This window comes from Natrinema saccharevitans (assembly GCF_001953745.1).
GTDB classification, from domain to species: domain Archaea; phylum Halobacteriota; class Halobacteria; order Halobacteriales; family Natrialbaceae; genus Natrinema; species Natrinema saccharevitans.
In genome coordinates, this window is record NZ_LWLN01000001.1 from 2,123,052 (window position 1) to 2,144,940 (window position 21,889).

General features: G+C 64.2%; 18 protein-coding genes and 2 pseudogenes. 14 read left to right on the top strand and 6 right to left on the bottom strand.

Annotated features, from left to right (window positions below; translation table 11 throughout):
* Positions 1-24: 24 nt before the first annotated feature.
* Positions 25-3,915 (bottom strand): cobaltochelatase subunit CobN, encoded by a 3,891-nt coding sequence (gene cobN / locus A6E15_RS10770; RefSeq protein ID WP_076146144.1) that lies wholly within the window; start codon positions 3,913-3,915, stop codon positions 25-27.
* Between the two features lie 34 nt (positions 3,916-3,949).
* On the opposite strand from cobN, the gene A6E15_RS10775 reads away from it, so the two are divergent.
* The 8 genes from A6E15_RS10775 to A6E15_RS10810 all read left to right on the top strand — a co-directional run bounded on the left by A6E15_RS10775 (position 3,950) and on the right by A6E15_RS10810 (position 14,090).
* The gene (locus A6E15_RS10775) at positions 3,950-6,121 is read left to right on the top strand and encodes a VWA domain-containing protein (RefSeq protein WP_076146145.1); all 2,172 of its coding nucleotides are present in this window, start codon (positions 3,950-3,952) and stop codon (positions 6,119-6,121) included.
* 121 nt (positions 6,122-6,242) lie between these two features.
* The gene (locus A6E15_RS10780) at positions 6,243-7,805 is read left to right on the top strand and encodes a uracil-xanthine permease family protein (protein WP_076146147.1); all 1,563 of its coding nucleotides are present in this window, start codon (positions 6,243-6,245) and stop codon (positions 7,803-7,805) included.
* A 115-nt stretch (positions 7,806-7,920) separates the two neighbouring features.
* The gene (locus A6E15_RS10785; protein WP_076146148.1) at positions 7,921-8,745 is read left to right on the top strand and encodes an alpha/beta fold hydrolase; all 825 of its coding nucleotides are present in this window, start codon (positions 7,921-7,923) and stop codon (positions 8,743-8,745) included.
* Positions 8,746-8,889: 144 nt separating this feature from the next.
* Positions 8,890-9,543 carry a MaoC family dehydratase gene (locus A6E15_RS10790; RefSeq protein WP_076146149.1) on the top strand — a complete coding sequence of 218 codons (654 nt, stop codon included), beginning with the start codon at positions 8,890-8,892 and terminating at the stop codon, positions 9,541-9,543.
* Positions 9,544-9,670: 127 nt separating this feature from the next.
* Complete coding sequence (locus tag A6E15_RS10795; RefSeq protein WP_076146150.1) at positions 9,671-10,993, top strand: outer membrane protein assembly factor BamB family protein; 1,323 nt, start codon at positions 9,671-9,673, stop codon at positions 10,991-10,993.
* Between the two features lie 91 nt (positions 10,994-11,084).
* Entirely contained in the window at positions 11,085-11,396 is a 312-nt protein-coding gene (locus A6E15_RS10800) for a hypothetical protein (RefSeq protein ID WP_076146152.1), read from the top strand.
* A gap of 437 nt (positions 11,397-11,833) precedes the next feature.
* Positions 11,834-12,595: a DUF429 domain-containing protein gene (locus A6E15_RS10805; protein ID WP_076146153.1), complete on the top strand. Its 762-nt coding sequence runs from the start codon at positions 11,834-11,836 to the stop codon at positions 12,593-12,595.
* 337 nt (positions 12,596-12,932) lie between these two features.
* On the top strand, positions 12,933-14,090 hold the full coding sequence (locus A6E15_RS10810) for a DUF1214 domain-containing protein (RefSeq protein ID WP_245800559.1): 1,158 nt from the start codon (positions 12,933-12,935) through the stop codon (positions 14,088-14,090).
* A gap of 14 nt (positions 14,091-14,104) precedes the next feature.
* Here the strand turns inward: A6E15_RS10810 and A6E15_RS10815 are convergent, their stop codons facing one another.
* Positions 14,105-15,745 (bottom strand): MFS transporter, encoded by a 1,641-nt coding sequence (locus A6E15_RS10815; protein WP_076146154.1) that lies wholly within the window; start codon positions 15,743-15,745, stop codon positions 14,105-14,107.
* Between the two features lie 458 nt (positions 15,746-16,203).
* On the opposite strand from A6E15_RS10815, the gene A6E15_RS10825 reads away from it, so the two are divergent.
* Complete coding sequence (locus A6E15_RS10825) at positions 16,204-16,839, top strand: GAP family protein (protein ID WP_076146155.1); 636 nt, start codon at positions 16,204-16,206, stop codon at positions 16,837-16,839.
* 329 nt (positions 16,840-17,168) lie between these two features.
* On the opposite strand, the gene A6E15_RS10830 is transcribed toward A6E15_RS10825, so the two are convergent.
* Positions 17,169-18,203: a Cdc6/Cdc18 family protein gene (locus tag A6E15_RS10830; protein ID WP_338141488.1), complete on the bottom strand. Its 1,035-nt coding sequence runs from the start codon at positions 18,201-18,203 to the stop codon at positions 17,169-17,171.
* Positions 18,204-18,483: 280 nt separating this feature from the next.
* Here A6E15_RS10830 and A6E15_RS20365 point away from each other — a divergent pair, with 280 nt between their 5' ends.
* The 3 genes from A6E15_RS20365 (at position 18,484) to A6E15_RS10845 (ending at position 20,272) form a co-directional block, all read left to right on the top strand.
* Positions 18,484-18,846 carry a hypothetical protein gene (locus tag A6E15_RS20365; protein ID WP_139326588.1) on the top strand — a complete coding sequence of 121 codons (363 nt, stop codon included), beginning with the start codon at positions 18,484-18,486 and terminating at the stop codon, positions 18,844-18,846.
* Positions 18,847-19,430: 584 nt separating this feature from the next.
* On the top strand, positions 19,431-19,856 hold the full coding sequence (locus A6E15_RS10840; protein ID WP_076146157.1) for a type IV pilin: 426 nt from the start codon (positions 19,431-19,433) through the stop codon (positions 19,854-19,856).
* Between the two features lie 14 nt (positions 19,857-19,870).
* Complete coding sequence (locus tag A6E15_RS10845) at positions 19,871-20,272, top strand: type IV pilin (protein WP_076146158.1); 402 nt, start codon at positions 19,871-19,873, stop codon at positions 20,270-20,272.
* A gap of 31 nt (positions 20,273-20,303) precedes the next feature.
* On the opposite strand, the pseudogene A6E15_RS20370 reads toward A6E15_RS10845, so the two are convergent.
* Both A6E15_RS20370 and A6E15_RS10850 read right to left on the bottom strand, forming a co-directional pair.
* Positions 20,304-20,402: pseudogene (locus A6E15_RS20370) on the bottom strand (IS5/IS1182 family transposase); the annotation flags it as partial.
* Between the two features lie 138 nt (positions 20,403-20,540).
* Positions 20,541-20,790: pseudogene (locus A6E15_RS10850) on the bottom strand (DUF7386 family protein).
* A gap of 284 nt (positions 20,791-21,074) precedes the next feature.
* Between A6E15_RS10850 and A6E15_RS10855 the strand changes: the two are divergent.
* The gene (locus A6E15_RS10855) at positions 21,075-21,350 is read left to right on the top strand and encodes a type II toxin-antitoxin system HicB family antitoxin (protein ID WP_076146159.1); all 276 of its coding nucleotides are present in this window, start codon (positions 21,075-21,077) and stop codon (positions 21,348-21,350) included.
* A 3-nt stretch (positions 21,351-21,353) separates the two neighbouring features.
* Positions 21,354-21,599, top strand: a complete 246-nt coding sequence (locus A6E15_RS10860) for a type II toxin-antitoxin system HicA family toxin (protein WP_006651072.1) — start codon at positions 21,354-21,356, stop codon at positions 21,597-21,599.
* Positions 21,600-21,612: 13 nt separating this feature from the next.
* On the opposite strand, the gene A6E15_RS10865 is transcribed toward A6E15_RS10860, so the two are convergent.
* Entirely contained in the window at positions 21,613-21,801 is a 189-nt protein-coding gene (locus A6E15_RS10865; RefSeq protein WP_076146161.1) for a hypothetical protein, read from the bottom strand.
* Positions 21,802-21,889: the final 88 nt, after the last annotated feature.

Consider the following 21,889-nt stretch of genomic DNA (forward strand, 5'->3'; position numbering starts at 1 on the left):
GATCGAACCGGTTCGGTCGGTTCGTCAGTCATCGGTCGCCGCCCCCACGGCCTCGTTGGTGGTCCGCGCCTCGAGGTCGCCCTCGACCTCGAGGTTCAGATCGCGCAGGCGGTCGACCGTCTCGTCGTCGGCGTTCCACAGATCGCGCTCGACGGCCTCGAGCAAGGTGTCCGTGATCGACTCGAGCGCCCACGGGTTCACGTCGCGCATCCAGTCCTGTCGCTCCTCGTCGAAGGCGAACTTTGCGGCGACTTCCTCCCAGAGGGTGTCGCTCACGACGCCGGTGGTCGCGTCCCAGCCCAGCGTCACGTCGACCGTCGTCGAGAGGTCGCCCGCGCCCTTGTAGCCGTGGTCCTCCATGGACTCGAGCCAGTCCGGATTCAGCACGCGCGAGCGCATCGCCTTGCGGACCTTCTCCTCGTTGGTGTAGACGTCGACGTTGTCGGGGTCCGAGGAGTCGCCGACGTAGGAAGCCGGCTCCGCGCCCGAGATCTCGCTCACCGCGGAGATGAAGCCGCCGTGGAAGGCGTACCAGTCCGAGGAGTCGAACTCGTCTTGCTCCATCGTGTCCTCGATCTTGACCGTCGCGTCGACGCTCGAGAGGCGGCGCTCGAAGGCGTCGTGGGCGTCGGAAACGCGCCCTCTCGAGCCCATCGCGTAGCCGCCCCACTGGACGTAGACGGAGGCGAGGTCGGAGCGGTCGTCCCAGTTGCCCTCGTCGACGGCCTTGTTCGTCCCGGCACCGTAGCCGCCGGGCTTGGTCGTGAAGACTCGATGCTTTGCTGCCTTCCGAGCGTCCGACTCGTCGAGGCCTTCTTCCTCCTCGAGTTCGGCCTGCTCCTCCTCGACGTGTTTCTTCACGTAGTTCATCTCGTGCGGTTCGTCGAGGTCGACGACGGCGTCCACGGCGTCGTGGATGACCCCCGCCGCGGCCGGGAAGGCGTCGCGGAACAGGCCCGAGACGCGGGTCGTCACGTCGACTCGCGGTCGGTCGAGTTCCTCGAGCGGGATCGGCTCGACGTCGTCGATCCGGCCGGCGTCGGTCCACCGCGGTTCGACGCCCATCATCGCGAGCACCTGGGCGATCGTCTCGCCGCGAGTGCGCACCGTCGGGGTGCCCCACGCGACCACGCCGATCTCCTCGGGGTACTCGCCGTTCTCGTCGCGGTGGCGCTCGAGGACGCCCTCTGCCACCTCCCGGCCGACCTTCCAGGCCGCTTTCGCGGGTACCTTGCGCGGGTCGAGCGTGTAGAAGTTCCGCGCCGTCGGGAGTAGATCGACGCCGCCGCGGGTCGGCGCGCCCGATCCGCCCGGCGGCACGTACTCGCCCGAGAGCGCGTCCGCGGTGCGCGGGATCTCGTCTTCGGCCCCCTGGACGCGGGGCTGGGCCTCCTCGCAGACGTAGGCCAGCGCCTTCCGGAGGTCGTCGTGGGCACCGGATTTCGCTCGTGCGTCGCCGATCGTCTCGAGGTCGACGACGAGCAGGTTCATGTTGACCTCGTCGTCGGGGCCGCCCTCGAGTTCCGACTCGGGCACGTCGAAGTCGTGCTCAGCGAGCGTCTCGAGCAGGGCCACGCTCGTCTCGTAGACCTCGTCGGCCGCCTCGGCGTAGGTCATCCCGAGATCGTCGTCGTACTCGCCGGGCGACTCGAGCATCGTCTCGTAGTCGACGCCCAGTACGCCGGCCACGCTCTCGCGCAGGCTCGGCGCGCCGGGGTTCTCGAGGCGGGTCAGCGCGACCAGATACTCCACGAGGCGTTCGTCGGCCGGCGGCTCGGACATGGTGTGCAGCCCGAGCCGGATCTGGGTCGTCTTGACGTCGGTGAGGTACTCGTGGATCCGTTCGACCAGTTCGTCGATATCGACCTCGTCCCCAGCGACCTCGCCCTCCGCGAGGCTCGAGCCGGCCGCGTCGGGGCCGCGAACGTCGGCCCGCTCGTCGATGGTGCCCCCGATTCCCAGCTCGACTGCGAGGTCCAGTTCTTCGACTTTCTCGCGGATGAGATCCTCGAGGTGCTGGCCGTCGTCCGCGCGGGCGTCTTCCATCCCGGCTTCCCGATATTGATTTGCAAGCTCCTCGAGTTCCGACAGCTCGTCGTACGTCCCCGCGTTTCGCATCACGGGCGTCAGATAGTCGACGATCGCCGCGTACGAGCGCCGCTTGGCCTGGGTTCCTTCACCGGGGTTGTTGACGATGTACGGGTAGACGTTCGGGACGTCGTCCACCAGCTGGTCGGGCGCGCTCTCGCCGTTCAGGCCGACGGTCTTCCCGGGGAGCCACTCGAGGCTGCCGTGGGTCCCGAGGTGGACCACCGCGTCGGTTTCGAACGTATTCCGGAGCCAGCCGTAGAATGCGAAGTAGTCGTGTGGCGGCTGCAAGTCCGAATCGTGGTAGACCTTCGAGGGATCCATGCCGAACCCGCGCGGGGGCTGGACGGTGACGAGGACGTTGCCGAACTCGACGCCGGGGATCGCGAACGGCCGATCGGGGACCTCGCCCCACTCCTCGATAACGTTCTCCTGGAACCGCTCGTCGGCCTCGGAGAACCAGTCCGCGTAGGTGTCCGGCGACACCACGTCGACCGAGCGGTCGCGGACGTCCTCCGGCGCGACCCAGCGGTCCTCGAGCGTAAGCTGCGCCGTCAGTTTCTCCACGAGGGACTGCCCGCTCTCCGGCATCTCGTCACCTAAATCGTAGCCGCGGGCGTCGAGTTCCTCGAGCAGGTTGACGGTCGATTCGGGACTGTCGAGCCCGAACGCGGTTCCGATCCCGTCGTCGCTAGGCGGGTAGTTGTGCAGGACGACGGCGACCCGTTTGTCCTCGTTGGGCGTGTGTCGGAGTTCCGCCCAGTTGACCGCCAGTCGAGTCGCGTGGTCGATCCGGTCCTCGATCGGGCAGTGGTGTTTCGGCGCGGAGCCGATGCCGGCCGCGTCGTCGGTGCGTTCCTTGCCGGAGATCGGATGGGTGATGACGTTGCCGTCGAACTCCGGCAGCGCGACCGAGAGCGCGAGTTCGAAGCCCATGACGCCCGTGTCGCTGGACTCGTACCGGGATCGGGAGCGCATCGTGGTGACCGTCTGCAGAACGGGCACGCCGAGTCGGTCGAGGAAGACGTCTTCCGCACTGCTGCCCTCGTCGCTGGCGCTGCGGCCGCGCTCGTCCATCGAGAGGGAGAACATAAAGGACGACAGCACGGCGTCGACGACGGACTGGCCGTCATCGTCGATCAGCCAGTTATCGGTCACCCACTCGGCGTCTTCCTGCTCGTCGGTGTCCGTCGCGGGGTTACAGAAGATCGGCAGGGCGTTGGCCCCCTGTGCCTCGAGGGCCCGGACCTGCCGATCGACGTACCGGGTGTTCTCGTGGGTCCAGTGGGACTCGTAGAACCAGACCGCGACCGTCGGCTTGTCGGACTCGTAGGTCGCGAGCAGGTCCTCGTACTCGATCCCCGGATGGTCGGGGTGGTAGACCCCCTCCGTTGGGAGTTCCGTCGGTTCGTCGTACTCGATATCGCGGCCCTCGTACTCGGCCGCGAGGAACCGACAGAGGTTCGCGACGTTGATCGTCCCGCCCTTCTCGAGGTAGTCGTAGACGCGGTCTCGATAACCGTCCGAGACCGTCGTGTCCTCGAAGGCGAAAGCGTCGCCGGTCGCCTTGACGATCAGCGGTACGCCCGCCTCCGCGAGCGCGCCCGTCGCGTAGTCGTAGCCCGGCATGCTGTCTTCGGCCCCGTGCAGCCAGAAGATCGCCGCCGCGGCGTCGTCCAGTTCCTCCACGAACGCCTCGACGTCGGCCTCCTCGTCGAGGTCGCTCTCCGAGCGCACCACGAGGTCGATCCCCTCGAGGCGCTCGGCGGCCCGCCCGATCGAGCCGAGTTCGTTCTCCGTCGCGGTATAGATCCCGATCCGTGTCATCGTACTTTTAAACCTCTATTGTATTAGCTCAAGTATGGTTGCAAACGCCGGGGGCAAAAAGCTGTCGTCACTCCCCTTTCCGGCGATCGTCGGACAGGACGAGCTAAAGCGCGTGTTGCTCACCGTCGCGGCCAACGACGGCCTCGACGGGGCGCTGATCGTCGGCGAGAAAGGGACCGCGAAGTCGACCGCCGTTCGGGCGCTCGTCGATCTGCTGCCCGAACAGCGGGCCGTCGCCGACTGCCCGTACGGCTGTTCGCCCGACGACCCCGACCTGCAGTGTGCCGACTGTCGCGACCGCGACGCCGCCGATCTACCGGTCGAAATCCGACCCGTTCCGCTCGTGACGCTGCCGCTGGGCGCGACTCGAGATCGGGTCGTCGGCACCCTCTCGGTCGAGGACGCCCTCGCGGGAGAGGCGGACTTCGATCCCGGCCTACTGGCCCGCGCCCATCGGGGCATCCTCTACGTCGACGAGGTCAACCTGCTCGACGACCACCTCGTGGATGTCATCCTCGATGCCGCCGCAAGCGGCGTCAACACCGTCGAGCGCGACGGGATCAGCGTCTCCCACCCCGCCGAGTTTACCCTGATCGGCACGATGAACCCCGAGGAGGGCGACCTGCGTCCCCAACTGCGGGACCGCTTCGCCCTGCAGGCCAGCGTCGAGGGCTGCCGGGCGATCGACGACCGCGTCGAGATCATCGACCGCGCGCTCGGGGCCGACGACGGCGCGTCCGACCCCCGGACCGAGTACGCCGACGCGGTCGACGCCCTGCGAGACGAGCTGGCCGCGGCCCGAGAGCGGCTCTCGAGCGTCGCCCTCCCGACCGACTTCAAGGCCGAAATCGCCGACCTCTGTCTCGAGGCCGGCGTCGACGGCCACCGCGGCGACGTGGCGACCGCCCGAACCGCGATGACCATCGCGGCGCTCGAGGGCCGCGAGACAGTCATCGAGGCCGACGTCCACGAGGCCGCGACCTACGCGCTGCCCCACCGGCTCCGGAGTACGCCCTTCGAGGACGAACCCGACCTCGATGACCTGCTCGAGGACCGGTTCGACGAGGAGTCGCCGGACGAGGCCGACGGGGAGGAGGGCGACGCGGACGACGGCGACGGCGCGGCGGAACCGGACAACGAGGACGGTGACGTCGAGTCCGAACCGGACGACGGTGACGACCGCGGTGATCGCGGCGAGGGAAACGGGCACGAGGGTGACGACGGCGCGGACGGTGAGGACTCGAGCGACGGGCCGGGTTTCGACGACGGCGACCGACCCGACTCGACGGAACAGTCGCCCGCCGAAGCCGGCGACGGCGGGTCCGAGGACGGCTCGAGCGACGGGGAATCGGAGTCGGAGTCCGACGACGGGGACGAGGAGACCGCCCAGTCGCTGGTGCCCGGCCAGCAGCGGGCCGGAATCGGCGAGGCGGCCGCGCCCGATCTCGAGTCGCCGACCGTCGACGGCGAAACGGCGACCGTGACCGGCTCGCGTGCGAGTACGTCGCCGAGTACGGACAATCGGGGCGCTCGCGTGCGTACCGAACCCGCCTCGGGCGACGGGTCGATCGACGCCGCGGCGTCGGTCCGGTCGGCCGCCGCCCGCGGGGAGTCCCGCGTCGGCGAGGCCGACCTCCGGCAGTCGGTCCGGACCGGCGACACCTCGGTGACGATCGTCTTCGCCGTCGACGCCAGCGCCTCGATGCGACCCGCCATGCGGACCGCGAAAGGCGTCGTCCTCGAGCTGCTGCGGGACAGCTACGAACACCGCGATCGGGTCGCGTTCGTCGCCTTCGCCGGCGAGGACGCCGACGTCTTGCTCCCGCCGACAGACAGCGTCTCGCTGGCCGCCCGCCACCTCAAGGACCTGCCCTCCGGCGACCGGACGCCGCTGCCGGCCGGCCTCGAGACCTCGCGAAAGGTCCTCGAGCGCGCCGAGACCGACGCCTCGGTGCTCGTCCTCGTCACGGACGGCCGGGCGAACGTCGCCGACGGGAGTCCGACCGAGGCGACGCGGCGAGCGGCTCGCGCCCTCGCCGACGGCGACACGCGAGTCGTCGTCGTCGACGCGGGGGACGACTCCCGGGCCGGCCTCTCGGAACTGGTCGCCGGCGAGACCGAGGGGGAGCTGGTCGCCCTCGAGTCGCTGTCGGTCGAGACGGTCCGGGCCGCCGCGGAGCGGGCGGCCGACGAGACGCGGCGATAGGGCGGGCTCGAGTGTGACGGGCGACGGCGGAGACGCCGACCCGCGACGGGACGGCGAGCGCGTGCTGAATCCAAGATCAACACCCCTTTGACCCCCCTCGCGTGTTATCCGACGAGAATCGATGACGGGGGACGAGGCAGTCGCCGACGAGGCCGTCGGCGACGACATCGAATACGGAATCGACGAACAGCCGCCGCTGGGCGAGTCGGTCGTGCTGGGGATCCAGCACTACCTGACGATGGTCGGCGCGAACATCGCCGTGCCGTTGATACTGGCGGATGCGATGGGAATGACCGACTATCCCGGTGTTACCGCACGGTTCATCGGGACCTTCTTCGTCGTCTCGGGGATCGCGACGCTGGCCCAGACGACGTTCGGGAACCGGTATCCGATCGTGCAGGGCGCGCCGTTCTCGATGCTGGCACCGGCGCTGGCGATCATCGGCGTCGTCACCGCCGGCGGCGTCTCGGGCCAGCCGAGCTGGGAGGCCGCACTGGTGCAGTTACAGGGTGCGATCATCGTCGCCTCAATCGTCGAGGTCGCGATGGGCTACTTCGGTCTGGTCGGGAAGCTCCGCCGGTTCCTCTCACCGGTCGTCGTCGCGCCGACGATCGCGCTGATCGGGCTGTCGCTGTTTAGCGCCCCGCAGATCACGGCGGAGAACCAGAGCTGGCCGCTGCTCGCGCTCACGCTCGGATTGATCCTCCTGTTCTCGCAGTATCTCGACGTCAAACACAGGGCGTTCCGACTCTATCCGGTCATTCTGGCGCTGGTCATCGCCTGGGTCGCCGCCGCAGCGCTGTCGGTACTCGGCGTGATCGGCAGCGGTCATCCGGGCTTCGTCGATCTCGGAGCAGTCGCAAACACGCAGCCGATCATGCCGATCTACCCCTTCCAGTGGGGCACGCCGCAGGTGACGACCGCGTTCGTCGTCGGGATGTTCGCCGGGGTGTTGGCCTCGATCGTCGAGAGCATCGGCGACTACTACGCGGTGGCCAACATCACCGGCTCGGGCGCGCCCAGCGAGCGCCGAATCAACCACGGCATCGGCATGGAGGGGCTGATGAACGTCTTCTCCGGCATCATGGGCACCGGCGGCTCGACCTCCTACTCCGAGAACATCGGCGCGATCGGGCTGACCGGCGTCGCCTCGAGATACGTCGTCCAGCTCGGGGCCGCGGTGATGCTGGTCGTCGGCTTCGTCGGCTACTTCGGCCAGCTGATCGCGACGATTCCGGACCCGATCGTCGGCGGCCTCTTCATCGCCATGTTCGGCCAGATCGTCGCCGTCGGGATCTCGAACCTTCGCCACGTCGATCTCGACTCCTCGCGCAACACCTTCGTCATCGGCTTCGCGCTCTTCGTCGGGCTGGCGATCCCGGCCTACATGGGCAACTTCGAGAGTACGATCGCGTTCCGCGAGGGCGTCGGCCTCGAGGCCGTCCTCGCGGAGGCGGGCGTCGCGACGCCGATCGAAGCCGCCGCACAGGCGGTCGTCGACACCGTCTACATCATCGGCTCGACGGGCATGGCCGTCGGCGGCCTCGCCGCGCTCGTGCTGGACAACACGATTCCGGGTTCCCGTGAGGAACGCGGGCTCGCGGCGTGGGACCGCATCACCGAGGACGACGCCGACTTCGAATCGTTCCGGGACCGCTGGCTCGCCCGCGACGACGCCGACTGAACGCGCCCCACGAGGCGGACCGACTTCCCTCGCCGTTCCGCGCTTTTAGACGCCGTTCACAGCCCGTGCCAACGCAACCCGGCGTTCTAATAGCTGCCGAGCCCCAATAGGAGACATGGCGGAACTCGACCTCGCGGACGGGACGATCTGGTACGAGACGACCGGTGTGACCGACGGCGACCCGCTGGTGTTCATCCACGGCGGCTGGATGACCGGCGACGCCTGGGGCCCTCAGGTCGAGCGCTTCGCCGAGGACTACCGCGTCGTCACGCTCGACGTTCGGGGCCACGGCCGGACCGGCGCGACCGACGCCGACGCGTACTCGATCGAACTCTTCACCGACGACCTCGAGGCCTTGTTCGCCGCCCTCGAGATCGAGCGGCCGATCCTCTGTGGGCTCTCGCTCGGGTCGATGGTCGCCCAAGAGTATGTGGACCGCCATCCAGACGGCGCGAGGGCGGCGATCCTCGGCGGCGCGGTCCGCTCGATGCCGCCGGTCGAGGTCCCCGGTGGGATGAAGTCCCTCTGGTCGCCACTGCCGGCCCTGTCGGCGACGCTGTCGGTCTCCGGCTCGGCGGGGACCTTCCGGTCGATGCTGTACTCGATCCGGGCGACGACCGGCGAGCGGTGGCTGTCGGTCGACCCCGAAACCAGGGCCGCGGCGATCGACGACGTCGGCGAGATCCCCGCCCGCGAGTTCCGCAAGATCTTCGATGCGCTCTACCGGTACGAACCGCCGGCACTGACCGGCCTCGAGATACCGACGCTCGTGGTCCACGGCGACCGGGAGGCCCCGCTCGTCAAGCGACAGGGAAAGCAGATCGTCTCGGCGGTCGCCGACGGCGACCGCCTGGTGCTGTCCGACTCGGGCCATCTCGTCAATCAGGACCGTCCGCGCGCGTTCAACAGCGCGGCCGCCGACTTCCTTCCCGCCGCGTAGGTCCGATCGGTCGGGACGCCACGTCGACGGCCCCGACCGTCGGCACCGGTCTCCCAACGTGCTTTGGCGATACCCCGAAGGGGATCTCCGTCCTAGGTACGTTCGCAATCGACCGACCGATTCGCCCCCTTGCAATTCAAACCAATGAGTAGCCATCCTTCGGACGTCGACGACGGCCGCTCCGCCCCGCCGGACGACCACTGGTCCAGCGTCTCGAGACACGTTCTCAACAGCTACCGCGAGGCGAACAACGCGTTACTGGCCGCGATGGGCGTTCGCCCCGTGACCGGTTCGGACGCGACGCGGTCGGCCGCGGACACGACGGTCGAAACCCCCGCCGCCGAGGTCGCGTTCGGCGACGAGACCTGGATCGTGGAGCGCTCGACCGACGACCACGACTCGCTCGGCGTCGGCGACTACGTCCGCTTTAGCAAGCCGATCGCCGACACCGACGTCACCGCCTTCGCGCAGGTCTCCGGCGATACCAACCGCCTCCACCTCGAGTCCGAGTTCGCCGACGACACCCAGTTCGGCGGCCGGATCGCCCACGGGACCCTCGTCGCCGGAACGATCAGCGCCGCACTGGCCCGCCTCCCCGGACTGACCGTCTATCTCTCGCAGGACCTCGAGTTCACCGGCCCGGTCGAGATCGGCGAGACGGTCACCGCCGAGTGCGAGATCGTCGAGGACCTCGGGGGCGACCGCTACCGCCTGCACACGACGGTCGTCGGCGAGGACGACGACCCCGTCATCGACGGCGAGGCCGTCGTCATCGTCGACGAACTCCCCGACGAGTAAGCGGGTCCGACGCACCGACGGCGCCGTCTCCGGGCGGGACGCGACGGACGATCGACAGCGCCCGATAGATCGATCGGTACGTTGGCTAACACAAAACCTGTATCGCTCGAGCGCAAGCGTCGGGACGATGACCGACGACTCGCAGCGCGCCCGCGACCATCGAACGTACGGACGGCGACGAGTGCTACGGACGGTCGGGGGCGCGACGGCGGCGACGATCGCCCTCGCGGGCTGTCTCGGCGACAGCGGGGACGACCTGATCCCCGAGACCGAGACCGATCTCGAGGCGACCGTCCCGGACGGCGTCGCCCAGTTCAGACGCTCGCTCGAACGATGGGGCTACTACCCGGACGCGTCGGTTCCCGACGCCGTCGAACGGGACTGGCGGCTCGACCGACTCAACACGGGCGCCCACACCGCGGCCAAGGCGAGCGCCGTCCCTCTCCCCGACGGCGGCGTCGTCTTCCCCGGCGACAGCGGCTATCTCGTGGCGCTCGACGCCGACGGCGAGGAGCGCTGGCGAACCGGTACCGACACCGGCCCCGATGCCCGGGGAATCCACGGGACGCCGGCGGTCGCCGACGGACGGGTGTATATCGGCGCGTACGACGGCGTTCTCTACGCAGTCGACGCCGACACCGGCGACATCGACTGGCGGACGAAACTCGGCGGCTCCATCGGCTCGAGCCCGCTCTATCACGACGGCAGAATCGTCATGGCGGTCGAATATCCCGATCCGGAGGGGAGTACCTTCGTCGTGAACGCCGACGACGGCGAGGTCGTCTGGGAAGACCCCGAGGGCCGGCCGACCGACCATCCCCACTCGACGCCCGCCGTCGACCTCGAGACCGGCCGCCTCGTCTGCGGATCGAACGACGGACTCCTCTACGGCTGGTCGTACCCCGATCCCGAGTTCGAGTGGTCGTTCGAGACCGAGAGCAACGACAACGACGGCGAGATCAAGGGCCCGATCGCGACCTACGACGGCGGCGCGTATTTCGGCTCGTGGGATCACCACGTGTATCGGGTGAACCTCGAGGACGGCACCGAGGACTGGTCGTTCGAGACGGGCAGTCTGGTGATGTCCGGCCCCGCGATCGACCCGACGCTCGACACCGTCTTCGTCGGCAGCCACGACGGGAACCTCTACGCGCTCGACGCGCAGTCGGGCGACCGACACTGGTCGTTCCCGACCGATCGTCCGATCACCGGCTGTCCGACGGTCTACGACGATCGCGTCCTCGTCGCCTCGAAGGACGGCGGCCTCTACGCGCTCGAGAAACGAAGCGGCGACCTCGTCTGGGAGGTCGACAACGACGGCGTGGTCACGAGTACGCCGCGGGTCATCGACGGAGCCGTCTATTACGCCGAACGGGCACCGAACCCGGACCCGGAGGACGACGAGGAGGGCGACACCGACGGCGGCGGCTACAAGCTCGTCGCCGAGTGAGCGGGCGGCGATCGGTCGCTCGGCGATACCGTCCCGCCTCCGCGACTCCCACCAAACCTATTACGTCCCGACTCACACCCAGCGGTCGACGATGACCGATCGACCGCCCTCGCCGCCGACCCCCACCCCTGCGACCGACGATTCCCGCGAGAACCGCGTCGTCGCGACGACCACACAGCTCTCCGACTCGATCGACGACGCCGTGGGCTGTCGCCTCGACGCCGCCGCCCTCGAGACGCCCCTGCTCGAACTGGACCGCCACGAGTTCGTCGACTGGGTGACCGTCACCCGGCGCGGCGACTACGTCTGGGACCTCTCCGAGACGCCCGACCGGCTCGGCGACGCCATCGCCGACGCCCTCGTCGCTCGCCTCGAGGGTTGGCTCGCGTCGTCCGACGGGTGACTGCCGACAGCGGACGCCGACACCGCCGTTGGCGTCACCACGTGCCGTTCGACCCACACGCTCCGAGACGACGCCTATCGGTCGACGATAATGATCTCGTCGGAGTCGTCTTCTTTCTCGAGCTGTCGAATCGCTTCCGTTACCTCGTCCTGAGTCGCTTCGTCCATCGACGGTTTCCGTACTACCCGTCTCGGAGGCGGCTCACCTAAAGGGAGTTTAGCGTATTCAGATCGAGAAAAAACCGTTCTCTGCCGTTGGTACTCCCGCGAGCGGTCCGGATCTTCGCGAAGGGCGGATCGACCGTCTTCGTCTCGGAATTTGAACGTTGAATATAGTCGCTCTTGAAAGACAATGCGTACCCGATCGTAGGTCAACGTTACGATCGGTGTGCGAATCGTTTCAAGAGCTACTATAGTCGGAGAGTCGAAGCGGGCAGTATGTATCTCGGCGTCGACGGCTGCCCAGCCGGTTGGATCGCTGTTCAGTACGGGGCGGATGGCTACGAAGGTTCGTCGCTGTACAGCGATATCGACGACCTCTGGGCGGCTCACCGCGAGACGGCCGAACTGATCCTGATCGACGTCCCAATCGGTCTTCGGGAGAACTCGAGCGCGAAGCGCCCGTGTGACGACGCCGCCCGAACGAAGCTCAGCCCGAAACGCCACTCCAGCGTATTTTCCGTTCCGGTACGGGCCGCCGTTCACGAGGGGAGCTACGAGGACGCAAAGGAGACACAGGAGAAGCGCACCGCTGGAAGTCTCGGCGTTCAGTCGTGGGGTATCGCCGACAAGATCGCCGAACTCGATACCTTCCTCCGTAAAACGGAGCCGGACGCCGCTGGAACGATTCGCGAAGCACATCCCGAAGTCTGCTTTTGGGCGCTAAACGGCGAATCAGCCACGAAGTACTCGAAGACGGGGCAACCGGCTGCCGCTTTTTGGGAACGGATCGGGATACTCGAGACGATCGATGGGACGGTTGTCGATGCCGTCCGTGATGCTTCGACCGGTCTCGATGCCACGGTCGGTACCGACGACGTCATCGACGCGCTCGTATTAGCGCTTACTGCCAGTCCGATAACCGGACGGCTCCACACGCTACCGAACGAACGGCCGGAAGACGATGGTGGTGACCCGACCGACGAACTGCCGATGGAGATGGCCTACGCCTATCCAGAGTCGCAAGCTGGGGAATCGTAACTCGACGGGTTTCGGGTTCGACTCTCACCGCTCCAAAATCCAGCCAACCGTCGGAGGTTGAAACCGGCCTAGTTGATGACTCTGTGATGGTGTCGGGGGATCTCGGAATACAGGGCGCGCGTACGGTACGAACTGAAAGGCGAACAACGAGATCCGTGAGGATTCGCTGCAGGTGCAGATAATCTATCGAGGGCCCCGGAGATAGTTGCCAGCCTAATAACGTCTCTCCGTCACGAGATTGTTCTCAAATGTAGCCGCTGTATTATATGGGGCGCTGGTGTGCGGTTGTCCGAGTCGGTCCCGACCGCTGTGTGGGCCACTCAGGGAGGCACGGACCATGAGCAACGAATCACCAGACACGACGCCGGAATCGACCGCCGAACTACCGCGGGCAACGCGCCGAACCGCACTTCGCGGGGCGGGCCTCGCCGGACTGCTCGCGCTGGGCGGTGGCAGCGCCACTGCCGGCCAACATGCCTCGGAGGCGAACACCCAGGGGGCTGAAAACGAGACGGCAGCAGACGGCGAGTCAGTCCCAGTGACCTGGGAGAATTTTCCCCGGTCACAGATCCATCTCATGATGGAGAACATCGTCGAACAGGGCGGGTTCGGCGAATTTTACCATTTCCAAACGGTAGTCGGGCCCGACGTGCGGATCGCAGCCTTGCCCAATCGCGACACGATCTACTCGATCGGTGTCTTCGATCTGACCGAGCCGGTCACCGTTACCAAACCGGACACCGGTGATCGTCACCAGTCGATGGTCGTCATGGACGAGGACGCGTACGTGAAAGCGGCGTACCAGGATTCCGGCGAGTACACGTTGACCCAGGACGGGGTCGGGACGCGGTACGTGTGGGTCATCGTCCGCACGTTCGTCGACCCGACCGATCCGGACGACGTAGCGACCGTCCATCGATTACAGGACGAACTCACAGTGAGCCAAAACTCGGTCGGCACGTTCGATATTCCCGATTGGGACCGCCAGACACATCACGAACTCTTCGACGCGCTCGTCACCGTCATGAAAACGATGGACGACTTCGGCGGTGCTTACGGCGACGTCGACGAGATCGATCCCATCAAGTACTATCTCGCCACTGTGACACCGGGTGGCGTTCCAGAGCCAGAAACGATCTATCTGCAACGGGTCCCAGACCAGAACGACGGTGACACGCCACACACGTTCACCGTCCGGGACGTCCCCGTCGACGGATTCTGGTCAGTGACCGTCTACAACAGCGACGGGTTTCTCGAGGAGAACGAGTACGACGCGTACTCGTTCAACGACGTGACTGCAGAGCCAGACGACGACGGCAGTATCACGATCCATTTCGGTGGTGACCCCGATCGACCGAACTACCTCTACACCCCAGCGGAGTGGTTCTACCTGGTTCGGCTCTACGGGCCCCGCGAGGAGATTCTCGACGGAAGCTATCAGTTCCCCGAGGCCGAGCCGGTCGAACGAAACCACCAACAACGGGAGTTCCCGTAACCACACGGTGAATTTTAGTCTTCCGCGGCCGTTTCGGACGTGTCTCGTGTCGAACCCTGGGGCGATTCGGCGTGATCGGTTCGTTCGTCAGCTTCCGGGATCTGCCGCGGCAAGAACGTCGATGCGACGAGCAAGAGTAACACGACCAGTACGAGGAGGAGCAGCGTCGCCCGCTGGGCGTCGAACATCGCAGCCTCGAAGATACCCTCGAGTAACTGCCGTTCCGTCAGAGTGAGTCGGTTCAGGAACCCTTGCTGCGTGGCTTCGGTCGCCGTCTCCGCCGTATCCTCGAGCGCGATCACCAGCTCATTTCGTTGTGCCGTTGAAACGGTCACGTGTTCCGCCCGGAGAACTCTATCGACGACACCACCGTAGAACTGTCCGAGAAAGAACGAGCCGATGACCGCAGTCCCCATGGCGAATCCGATCGAACTGCTTACGTTCAGGACGCCGGATGCCTCGGGGGAGTTCGTGGCCGGGACAGCCGACATCGTCATGTTACTGATCTGTGCCACTATGAGTCCGACACCGGCTCCGTAAAGCGCCACTGGGATAAGCATCCTGTTGATCGTCTGGCCGGGACCCGTCTGCTCGTACAGTACCAACAGTCCAGCGCCCATACACACGATGCCGATCTGGACGAGCGTCTTCGGCGAGACGTACTTCCGCCAGTCGGTCGTAAACGTCGCAAACAGGATCGACGCGATAGAATACGGTAACAACGCGAGTCCGGTTTCGAAGGCGGTGTATCCGAGTACCGCCTGGAGATAGACCGGGAAGATAAACATAAAGCCGGCCGAGACTATCGAGCGAATATTGTACGTTATGACGCCGGCTAAAAACGGGCGATTCGTCAGGACATGCAGCGGAATGAGCGGCGACTTCCCGGCGCGTTCCATTCGGCGTTCGTACTGAACGAACGTGGCGAACGCGAGCAGTCCGACCCCGAGAAACCAGATCGCCGGCGACGTCCCGAACGGATTGAACTGTGTCCCGCCGAGCATAAACGGCCGCCGTTCGACTAACCACCCGTACTTTCCGCTGAGAAGGAATCCCGTGACGAGCGAGGTCGCACCCACGATGGACAGTGCTGTCCCGCCGACATCCAGCGAACTGCGCGTTTCCGACAGCGGGTTTGGCGTCACGTACCGAACGAAGAGGAGAATACCCCCCGCACCGACGATCTGGAGCGAAAACCCCCACCGCCAACTCGCGTACGTGGTTAGTGCGCCACCGATAATCGGCCCGAGCGTCGATCCGGCCCCGTGTACGCCAGCCAACAGTCCGAACGCCTTCGCCCGGTCGTCGTCTTCGTAACTGACTGTCAAGACGGTGAACGTCAGGGGGAATAACACGGCGGCCGCGGCACCCTGAACGAGTGACCAGCCGAGATAGAGGATCGTCGTGTTCCAGCTAATCGCCGCCACCAGCGTTCCACCGGCATAGGCGATCAGTGCGACAGCCATTACACGCCTCGTGCTATACCGGGAGGGCAGCGTACCGGCTGGGAGAATCAGCGCAGCGATCACCAGCGAGTAGAGCGAAACCGCCCCCTGAATCACCGTGATCGTCGTATCGAATTCGTCCACCATCGTGGGGATCGCCACGTTCATCAGGGAGGCGTTGACGACCACGATGAACGTCGTCAGACTCACGGCGATTGCTGGAGCCCAGTATCGTACCTTCGTCTGTAATCGCAGAAATAGAGAAGACTCTCCATTTGAAGGACGCTCATCGGGGGCCATAGAGTGGTCTCACGCTTTTGACCGCCAAATAACCGAGAGACCGTAGCGTCGACGAACGGGAACGCGATCACGAGTAGCGTCAGGCCCAGCAGTCACGACCGGATTCGTCAGGAAGACGATGCCGGCGCGGATCGAGGCGACGGCGAGCGATGCCTGCCAGATCGTCCCCGACCGACCGCGTGCGGCGTAGGCGACCAGCAGCAGGCAATGCGACCATCGAACGGAGAGTGACGTCTCTGTACTCGACACGCGATTAATTGCTCTGACCGACCTCCGCACGCGGCCTCCAAGCATAATAATGCCGTATATCGTGTACCGAAACGGAGGTCTCGGTCAGGTCGCCGGATCGAACCACTGGTATACGAACAATGAGCCTCGTAGAAGTTCTCCCTCTGGCCGTCGTGATGATCGCAGGTCCACAGATAATCTCGTCGATCTTCCTCTCCACGAGCAAACGGTGGCGGGCGAACTCGACGGCCTACGTTTTCGGTGCGGCCCTCTCTATCGGCCTCGTCGTCATCGTCGCGTACCTCCTGGGGAATCGCCTCAGTAGTGGTGGCGACGGCCTGTTGGGTGCGAGTACACGACAACTCCTCTACGTCGTCGTCCTCGTTTTCCTCCTCTACGCAGCGATAGATACCTACCGAAAACGAACGGTTTCTGAACCACCGGAGTGGATGGGGGAGTTAACCAGCGCGGCACCACAGTTCTCGTTTCGACTCGGTTTCCTCCTATTGGGGTTTTTCCCGACCAACATCGTCACCTCAGTTAGCGTCGGAACCTACCTCGCGGCTGACGATGCACCAGTCACCGACGCGGCGGGATTCGTCTTGCTCACGCTCTTCATCTTGGCGCTTCCGTCGCTGGGGGTGTTCCTGCTCGGGAAACGAGCCGAGACCGCACTCCCGGAAGTCCGCGATTGGATGAACGATAACTCGTGGATCATCTCCGAGGCGGTGATCGCGATCTTCGTCGTCCTGACGCTCCAGAATCTGCTCGGGTAACATACCCCTCCCGCGATCGCTCGTTCGAAAAGATGGGCGCTGCGGGCCCACAGCCACTCAGGCTCCCTTCGGATTCCTTTCGTTCGGTCTGACGAACGGAGGCAAATCGAGGATTCAGATCGACTGTCCTCGAGTTCGCTACGCAACCGTGGTTCGTCGGGCCTCGAGCGGCCTGATTGAACGGACGTGGGCGAGTGAAAGCCACAGCCGTGAATAAGTCCAGAGCGGAGGTGAACGGAAACCGGCCGAAATCGGCTCTCGGGCCAGATATCGGTCGGTAGAAGGCACCTACCTCGGTGAGCGGAAAACGAACGGAATGAGCGGAAATCTCAAAAATCGGGGGCGGCGTAGGTTTTCCCTCTCCCACTTCCGTTCGATTCGATCAACCCGTACTTCTCCTCGAGGTTCGAGAGATACCGTCGGCGAGTACTTTTCGCCTTCGGGTTCTGTGCCCGCTGTTCGTAGGTCTCGTGTAGCTCCGAGCCGGGGACCGTTCCCGACGCCTCGATGGTATCGTAGAGCAGTCGCTTGTGCGTCCCGAGATCCTCGACGCGCTCGAGGTGGATCTCCTCGAGGGCGGCCGTCCGAACCTCGTCGACGATATCGATCGTGATCCGCGATCGATCGCAGTCCCTGGAGACGGCTCGCGCGGCGCTTCGGAGGATTCCGATCGCCTCGCGGGCGTCGCCGGCGGCGACATCGGCCAGATAGCCGATCGCGTCGGTCGAAATCGTTCCCGGCCGCAGCCCGGCCCGAATGCGGGCCTGGAGGATATCCACCAGCTGTCCGTGCGTGAATCGGTCCAACGTGATCGGTTGGGCGCTGCGGAGTCGGCTCCGAACGCGGGAATCGAGGTGGGCGAAGAGATCGTCTTCGTCGATAGTGATCGCGACGATCGTCACGTTCGGAATGTCGATGAGCGCCTGCAGCGTCGTGTCGTCCTCGAGTACGTCGACTTCGTCGACGATCGCGACGACGCGCCGATCGCTCTCGCGGAGCCGATCGATGAACGCGCTCGTCGGCGAGCCCATCTTCTTGAGGTTCGCACCGAGGCCTGCATCCCGCATGATACCGTAGAGGACCTCTGCTTTCGACGAACCGGAAATGCAGTTGTGGTAGCCCCAGCGGAGATTGAGCCTCTCCCGCTCGAGTTCGCGAACGACGAACCGGGCGAGCGTCGTCTTTCCCGTCCCGCTCGGACCGAAAATCAGCGCATTTTCTCCGGTATCGCCGTCGGTGATCGGCGGAGCGCACCGGCTAACTACTCGATCTTCCCGTCCCGGTGGTGGAGGTCGCTCGGGACGTACGACGGACGGAGGGCTCGAGCGTCCGTAATCATGACTGGTAGTTCCCGGACTATCTATTAATTACTGACGAGTCGGTTAGATGATGAACAGCAACCGAATTCGTTTAGGACTCGGTATCGGAGATCGTTGGAGAGCAGATCGATAGTGAGGCTGGTTCAATCGGTTAGACTGTTTCGGGCTGTTCGAATCCGAGCGCGCGTGCTGCATCGGCCGACACCATGATCCCGCTGTCCGCGACCGTCACGGACTCACCAGCGACCGATTCGATGAGAGACGCCAGTTGCTCCTGATAAGTCCGGGGCCGATCCTCTTTGATCGCCAGTCCGGCGTTATCGACGTGGGGCTGGCCACGGTTCTGGAGATAGATGTCGACGAATCGTTTCCGGACCGCGTCGGGGGCGTCCTCGAGATACGACGGAAGCGAGAGATCGTCGGCGTTGGTCTTGCTCCCCAGCGGAACCCCAAGGACATGGAGGGTGCGGCCGATGATCGCAGCATCCTCCGCTGGCCCGACGGCCGGGGCATCTCCGGTTCCGTTCTCGAGTTCCTGCGATCCGACGCCGATCAGCTCGAGGCTGTTGACGACCAGCGAGTTCTCGAGCGATCCAACTGTAAACGTGGGCTGGTAGTTTCGGGCGTCGATCGTCCAGCCGAGAGGGCGGCAGCGACGAGGATATTCAGCGGCGTAATTTCGTCGTAGTCGACCTCGAGTAGTTTGTAGTCATGTGCTTTGTACAAGCCCTGGGTAACCAGTGGCGTCGCACCGTCGTCGATCCACGAGACGACCGAGTTGCGAGGCGCTCCCGAGATACGCATGAGTTCGGCGATTCCGGCGTCGGGGTTGTCGCGATGGTAGGCGATCACCCGCCGGTACTGTTTGACGGCAGCCCACGCATCGTCGTAGGCCCCACCATCGTAGGTACGCGCGAACTCGGGTTCGGTCACGTGCGCGTCTGGCGTGGACAATTTCTACGGCCGCACGATCAAATCGGTACTGGTTCGTACTGACGAGCGAGGAATCACCCGACTGCACCGCTTCAAGAAACTGCTGTAAGATATCTGCGGTCGCCTGATTCTCAGTTCTGAAAGCCTTTCGCTTTAAACAGATGGTCACGGACCCATACCATTATATGGGATTGGTCAAGTCGTCACTATGAGCATCGGACGACAGTAGGAAAGCGGGGACGAAGGGTTGGTCCAATCCCCCCCCCTAACCGCATGTCTCGGTTCACCGAGACTGCAAATAAGCTTTCCTACCGTTTACGCGCCGGTGCGTGAGTAAATATGGACGGAAAATCGATTCGGAACAAGCTAATTGGTACAGACGACGAACGGGCTGTCTCGCCCGTTATCGGGGTTATCCTGATGGTTGCAATTACTGTGATCCTCGCGGCTGTGATCGCAGCATTCGTGCTGGATCTCGGTCAGGGCCAGAACGCGAACGCACAGGCAGGCATCTCGTTCGACGAAAACTCAAGTAACGAGAGCGTGACTATCACTATTAATTCCGTCTCCCGTGCTGATGATCTTCAGGTCGAGTGTTCTGGCAAGGTCCAAGGGGGCACTGACGGGAGTGGTTTCCAAGGTGCTGGTGACAGTGCCACGGTGTCGTATTCCAGCGGTGAAGATTGTAACGGTGAACCCATCCAAGTGATCGGCGAAGTTGACGGCAGCACTAACGTTGTCACCGATTACTCGGACCACACATAACGAGGTATACGCAAATGAAATTAGAAAACATCGGTAACTGGATTCATGACGACGAACGTGGCGTTTCCCCCGTGATCGGGGCCATCCTCATGGTTGCGATTACCGTCATTCTCGCGGCTGTAATCGCAGCCTTTGTGCTGGACCTCGGTCAAGGACAAAGTGCGAACGCGCAAGCTGGTATCTCGTTCGACGAGGATTCGTCAGGTAGTAATACTGACGTAACGGTAACGATAAACTCAGTTGAGCGAGCTGACAAAATCAACGTTAGTGGGTGCAGTGACTCGAAAGAGTGGAGCAGCCCCAGTGCTGGTAACTCCTATACAATAAACGGATGTTCATCCGGAGACACGATTCAGGTTATTGGCACAGTTGACGGTAGCGAAAACGTCATTACTGACTACGAAGTCAACGGATAACTCACATCCGTTCTTTTTATAAATAGGTTGAGTAAACCCGCAGACAATGCAGCGACACCACCGCATACTCGGCGACAGCATTTTTAGCTAACTGAACGACTTTGCTCGTGAAGCGGGAAATTTTCGACATAGACCATCGGCGGTTTCCCGCTTCATTCCACTAGTTCTAACGGTCGAAGCCGACGCAGTCCAGCGATTAACCAGAGCCCCCCACTCAAATGGGACGATGGATCAACTATAAATTTGTCTTCCGAATCTTTCATCGCCATCAATTTTCGATGGTTGTCCGGTATCGAAGTCCAACCACAGGTATTTGCGATCGCCTGAATCGTCTCGGGATCGTACTCGCCTCGAGCATCGTCGATGTTCTGTTCAGACTCGATTAGGTGCGTGAGCGCGGCGTCGATGACGACGGACATCGGCGGGTCGTCGAGGTCGTCTTCAGCGACGATCTCGCTCGCGCGCTCGAGTTTCAGCTGACGTTGGTCGGTGAGTTTCAGGCTGGTGCGTTTGGTCATGGTTTAAGCGAAGGTATGCACGGGGGGTCGGTTCGCGTCGCTCGCGGGTGAGCGACCGGTCGGTCCTTTATGAATGGAGATCGGGCCGCCGGCGTGATCACGGCGGGGGCCGGCCGGATCGGGTCTGATTCTATGCACCCGCGCGGCCCACAGCCCACGGTAGGGTGCATACATCGAGGTCTCCGTATACATCTGAGCGCGACCCGTGGGGTCGGACTCGAGGACACCGCTTCGGGTGTCTCAGTACGAACGCTTATGGTCGTATTCCCACTATTCCCACGTACATGGCGAGTGGAACGCGCAACGGCCGTTCCGAGGGTATCGAGTTCTACTACGAGAGTGACGGGAGCGTCACCGCCAAGGATCTCGAGACGGGACTCGCCCGCGGCGGCGACACCCGCGCCGAGGCGCTCGCCCAGCTGGCCGAAGTTCTCGAACTGCACGAGGACGGCGGCGAACCCATCGACGATCCCGATGCCTTCCTCGAGGAAGAATTCGACCTCACCGAGGGCGATCTCGCAGCCGTCGACGAAGACGACCGGCCGGAGTTCATGCGGTAACGGATGGTTCGAACGACATTCTCCGGCCGCGAGGTCGTCAAAGTGCTGACCTCGTTCGGCTATACGCCGGTTTCGCGCCGTGGTAGCCACGTTCGACTCCGGTACGAAAACGAAGATACCGGAGAGGTCCGTCTCGTCGACGTTCCACAACACGACGAAATCCGAATCGGAACCCTTCGGAACATCGCTGACCAGTGCGGCGCTGCCGACTTCTACGAGTGGTGCCGCTGGATCGATGAACACAGCTGAGTTCATCGGTCGCTCATTTCGCCTCGATCTCCTCGACCAACTCGAGGGACCACTGGCCGTCGTCGACGTGACGGATGTGCATGTGATAGTCGCCGTCGATCTCGCCGTCCTCGTCGAGAAGGCCTTCGATGCGCATGTCGTCTTTCGGCATCGTGATGCCGACCGAATCGCGGTCGATCTGTCGCAGTTTGTTCAGCGCCATATCCGGCGGGCAACCCGCCTTCTCATAAAACTTCGTGACTCTCTGGGTTCCAAGTGGGTACCCCAAGGGGAGTATCCCTTTATTCCGA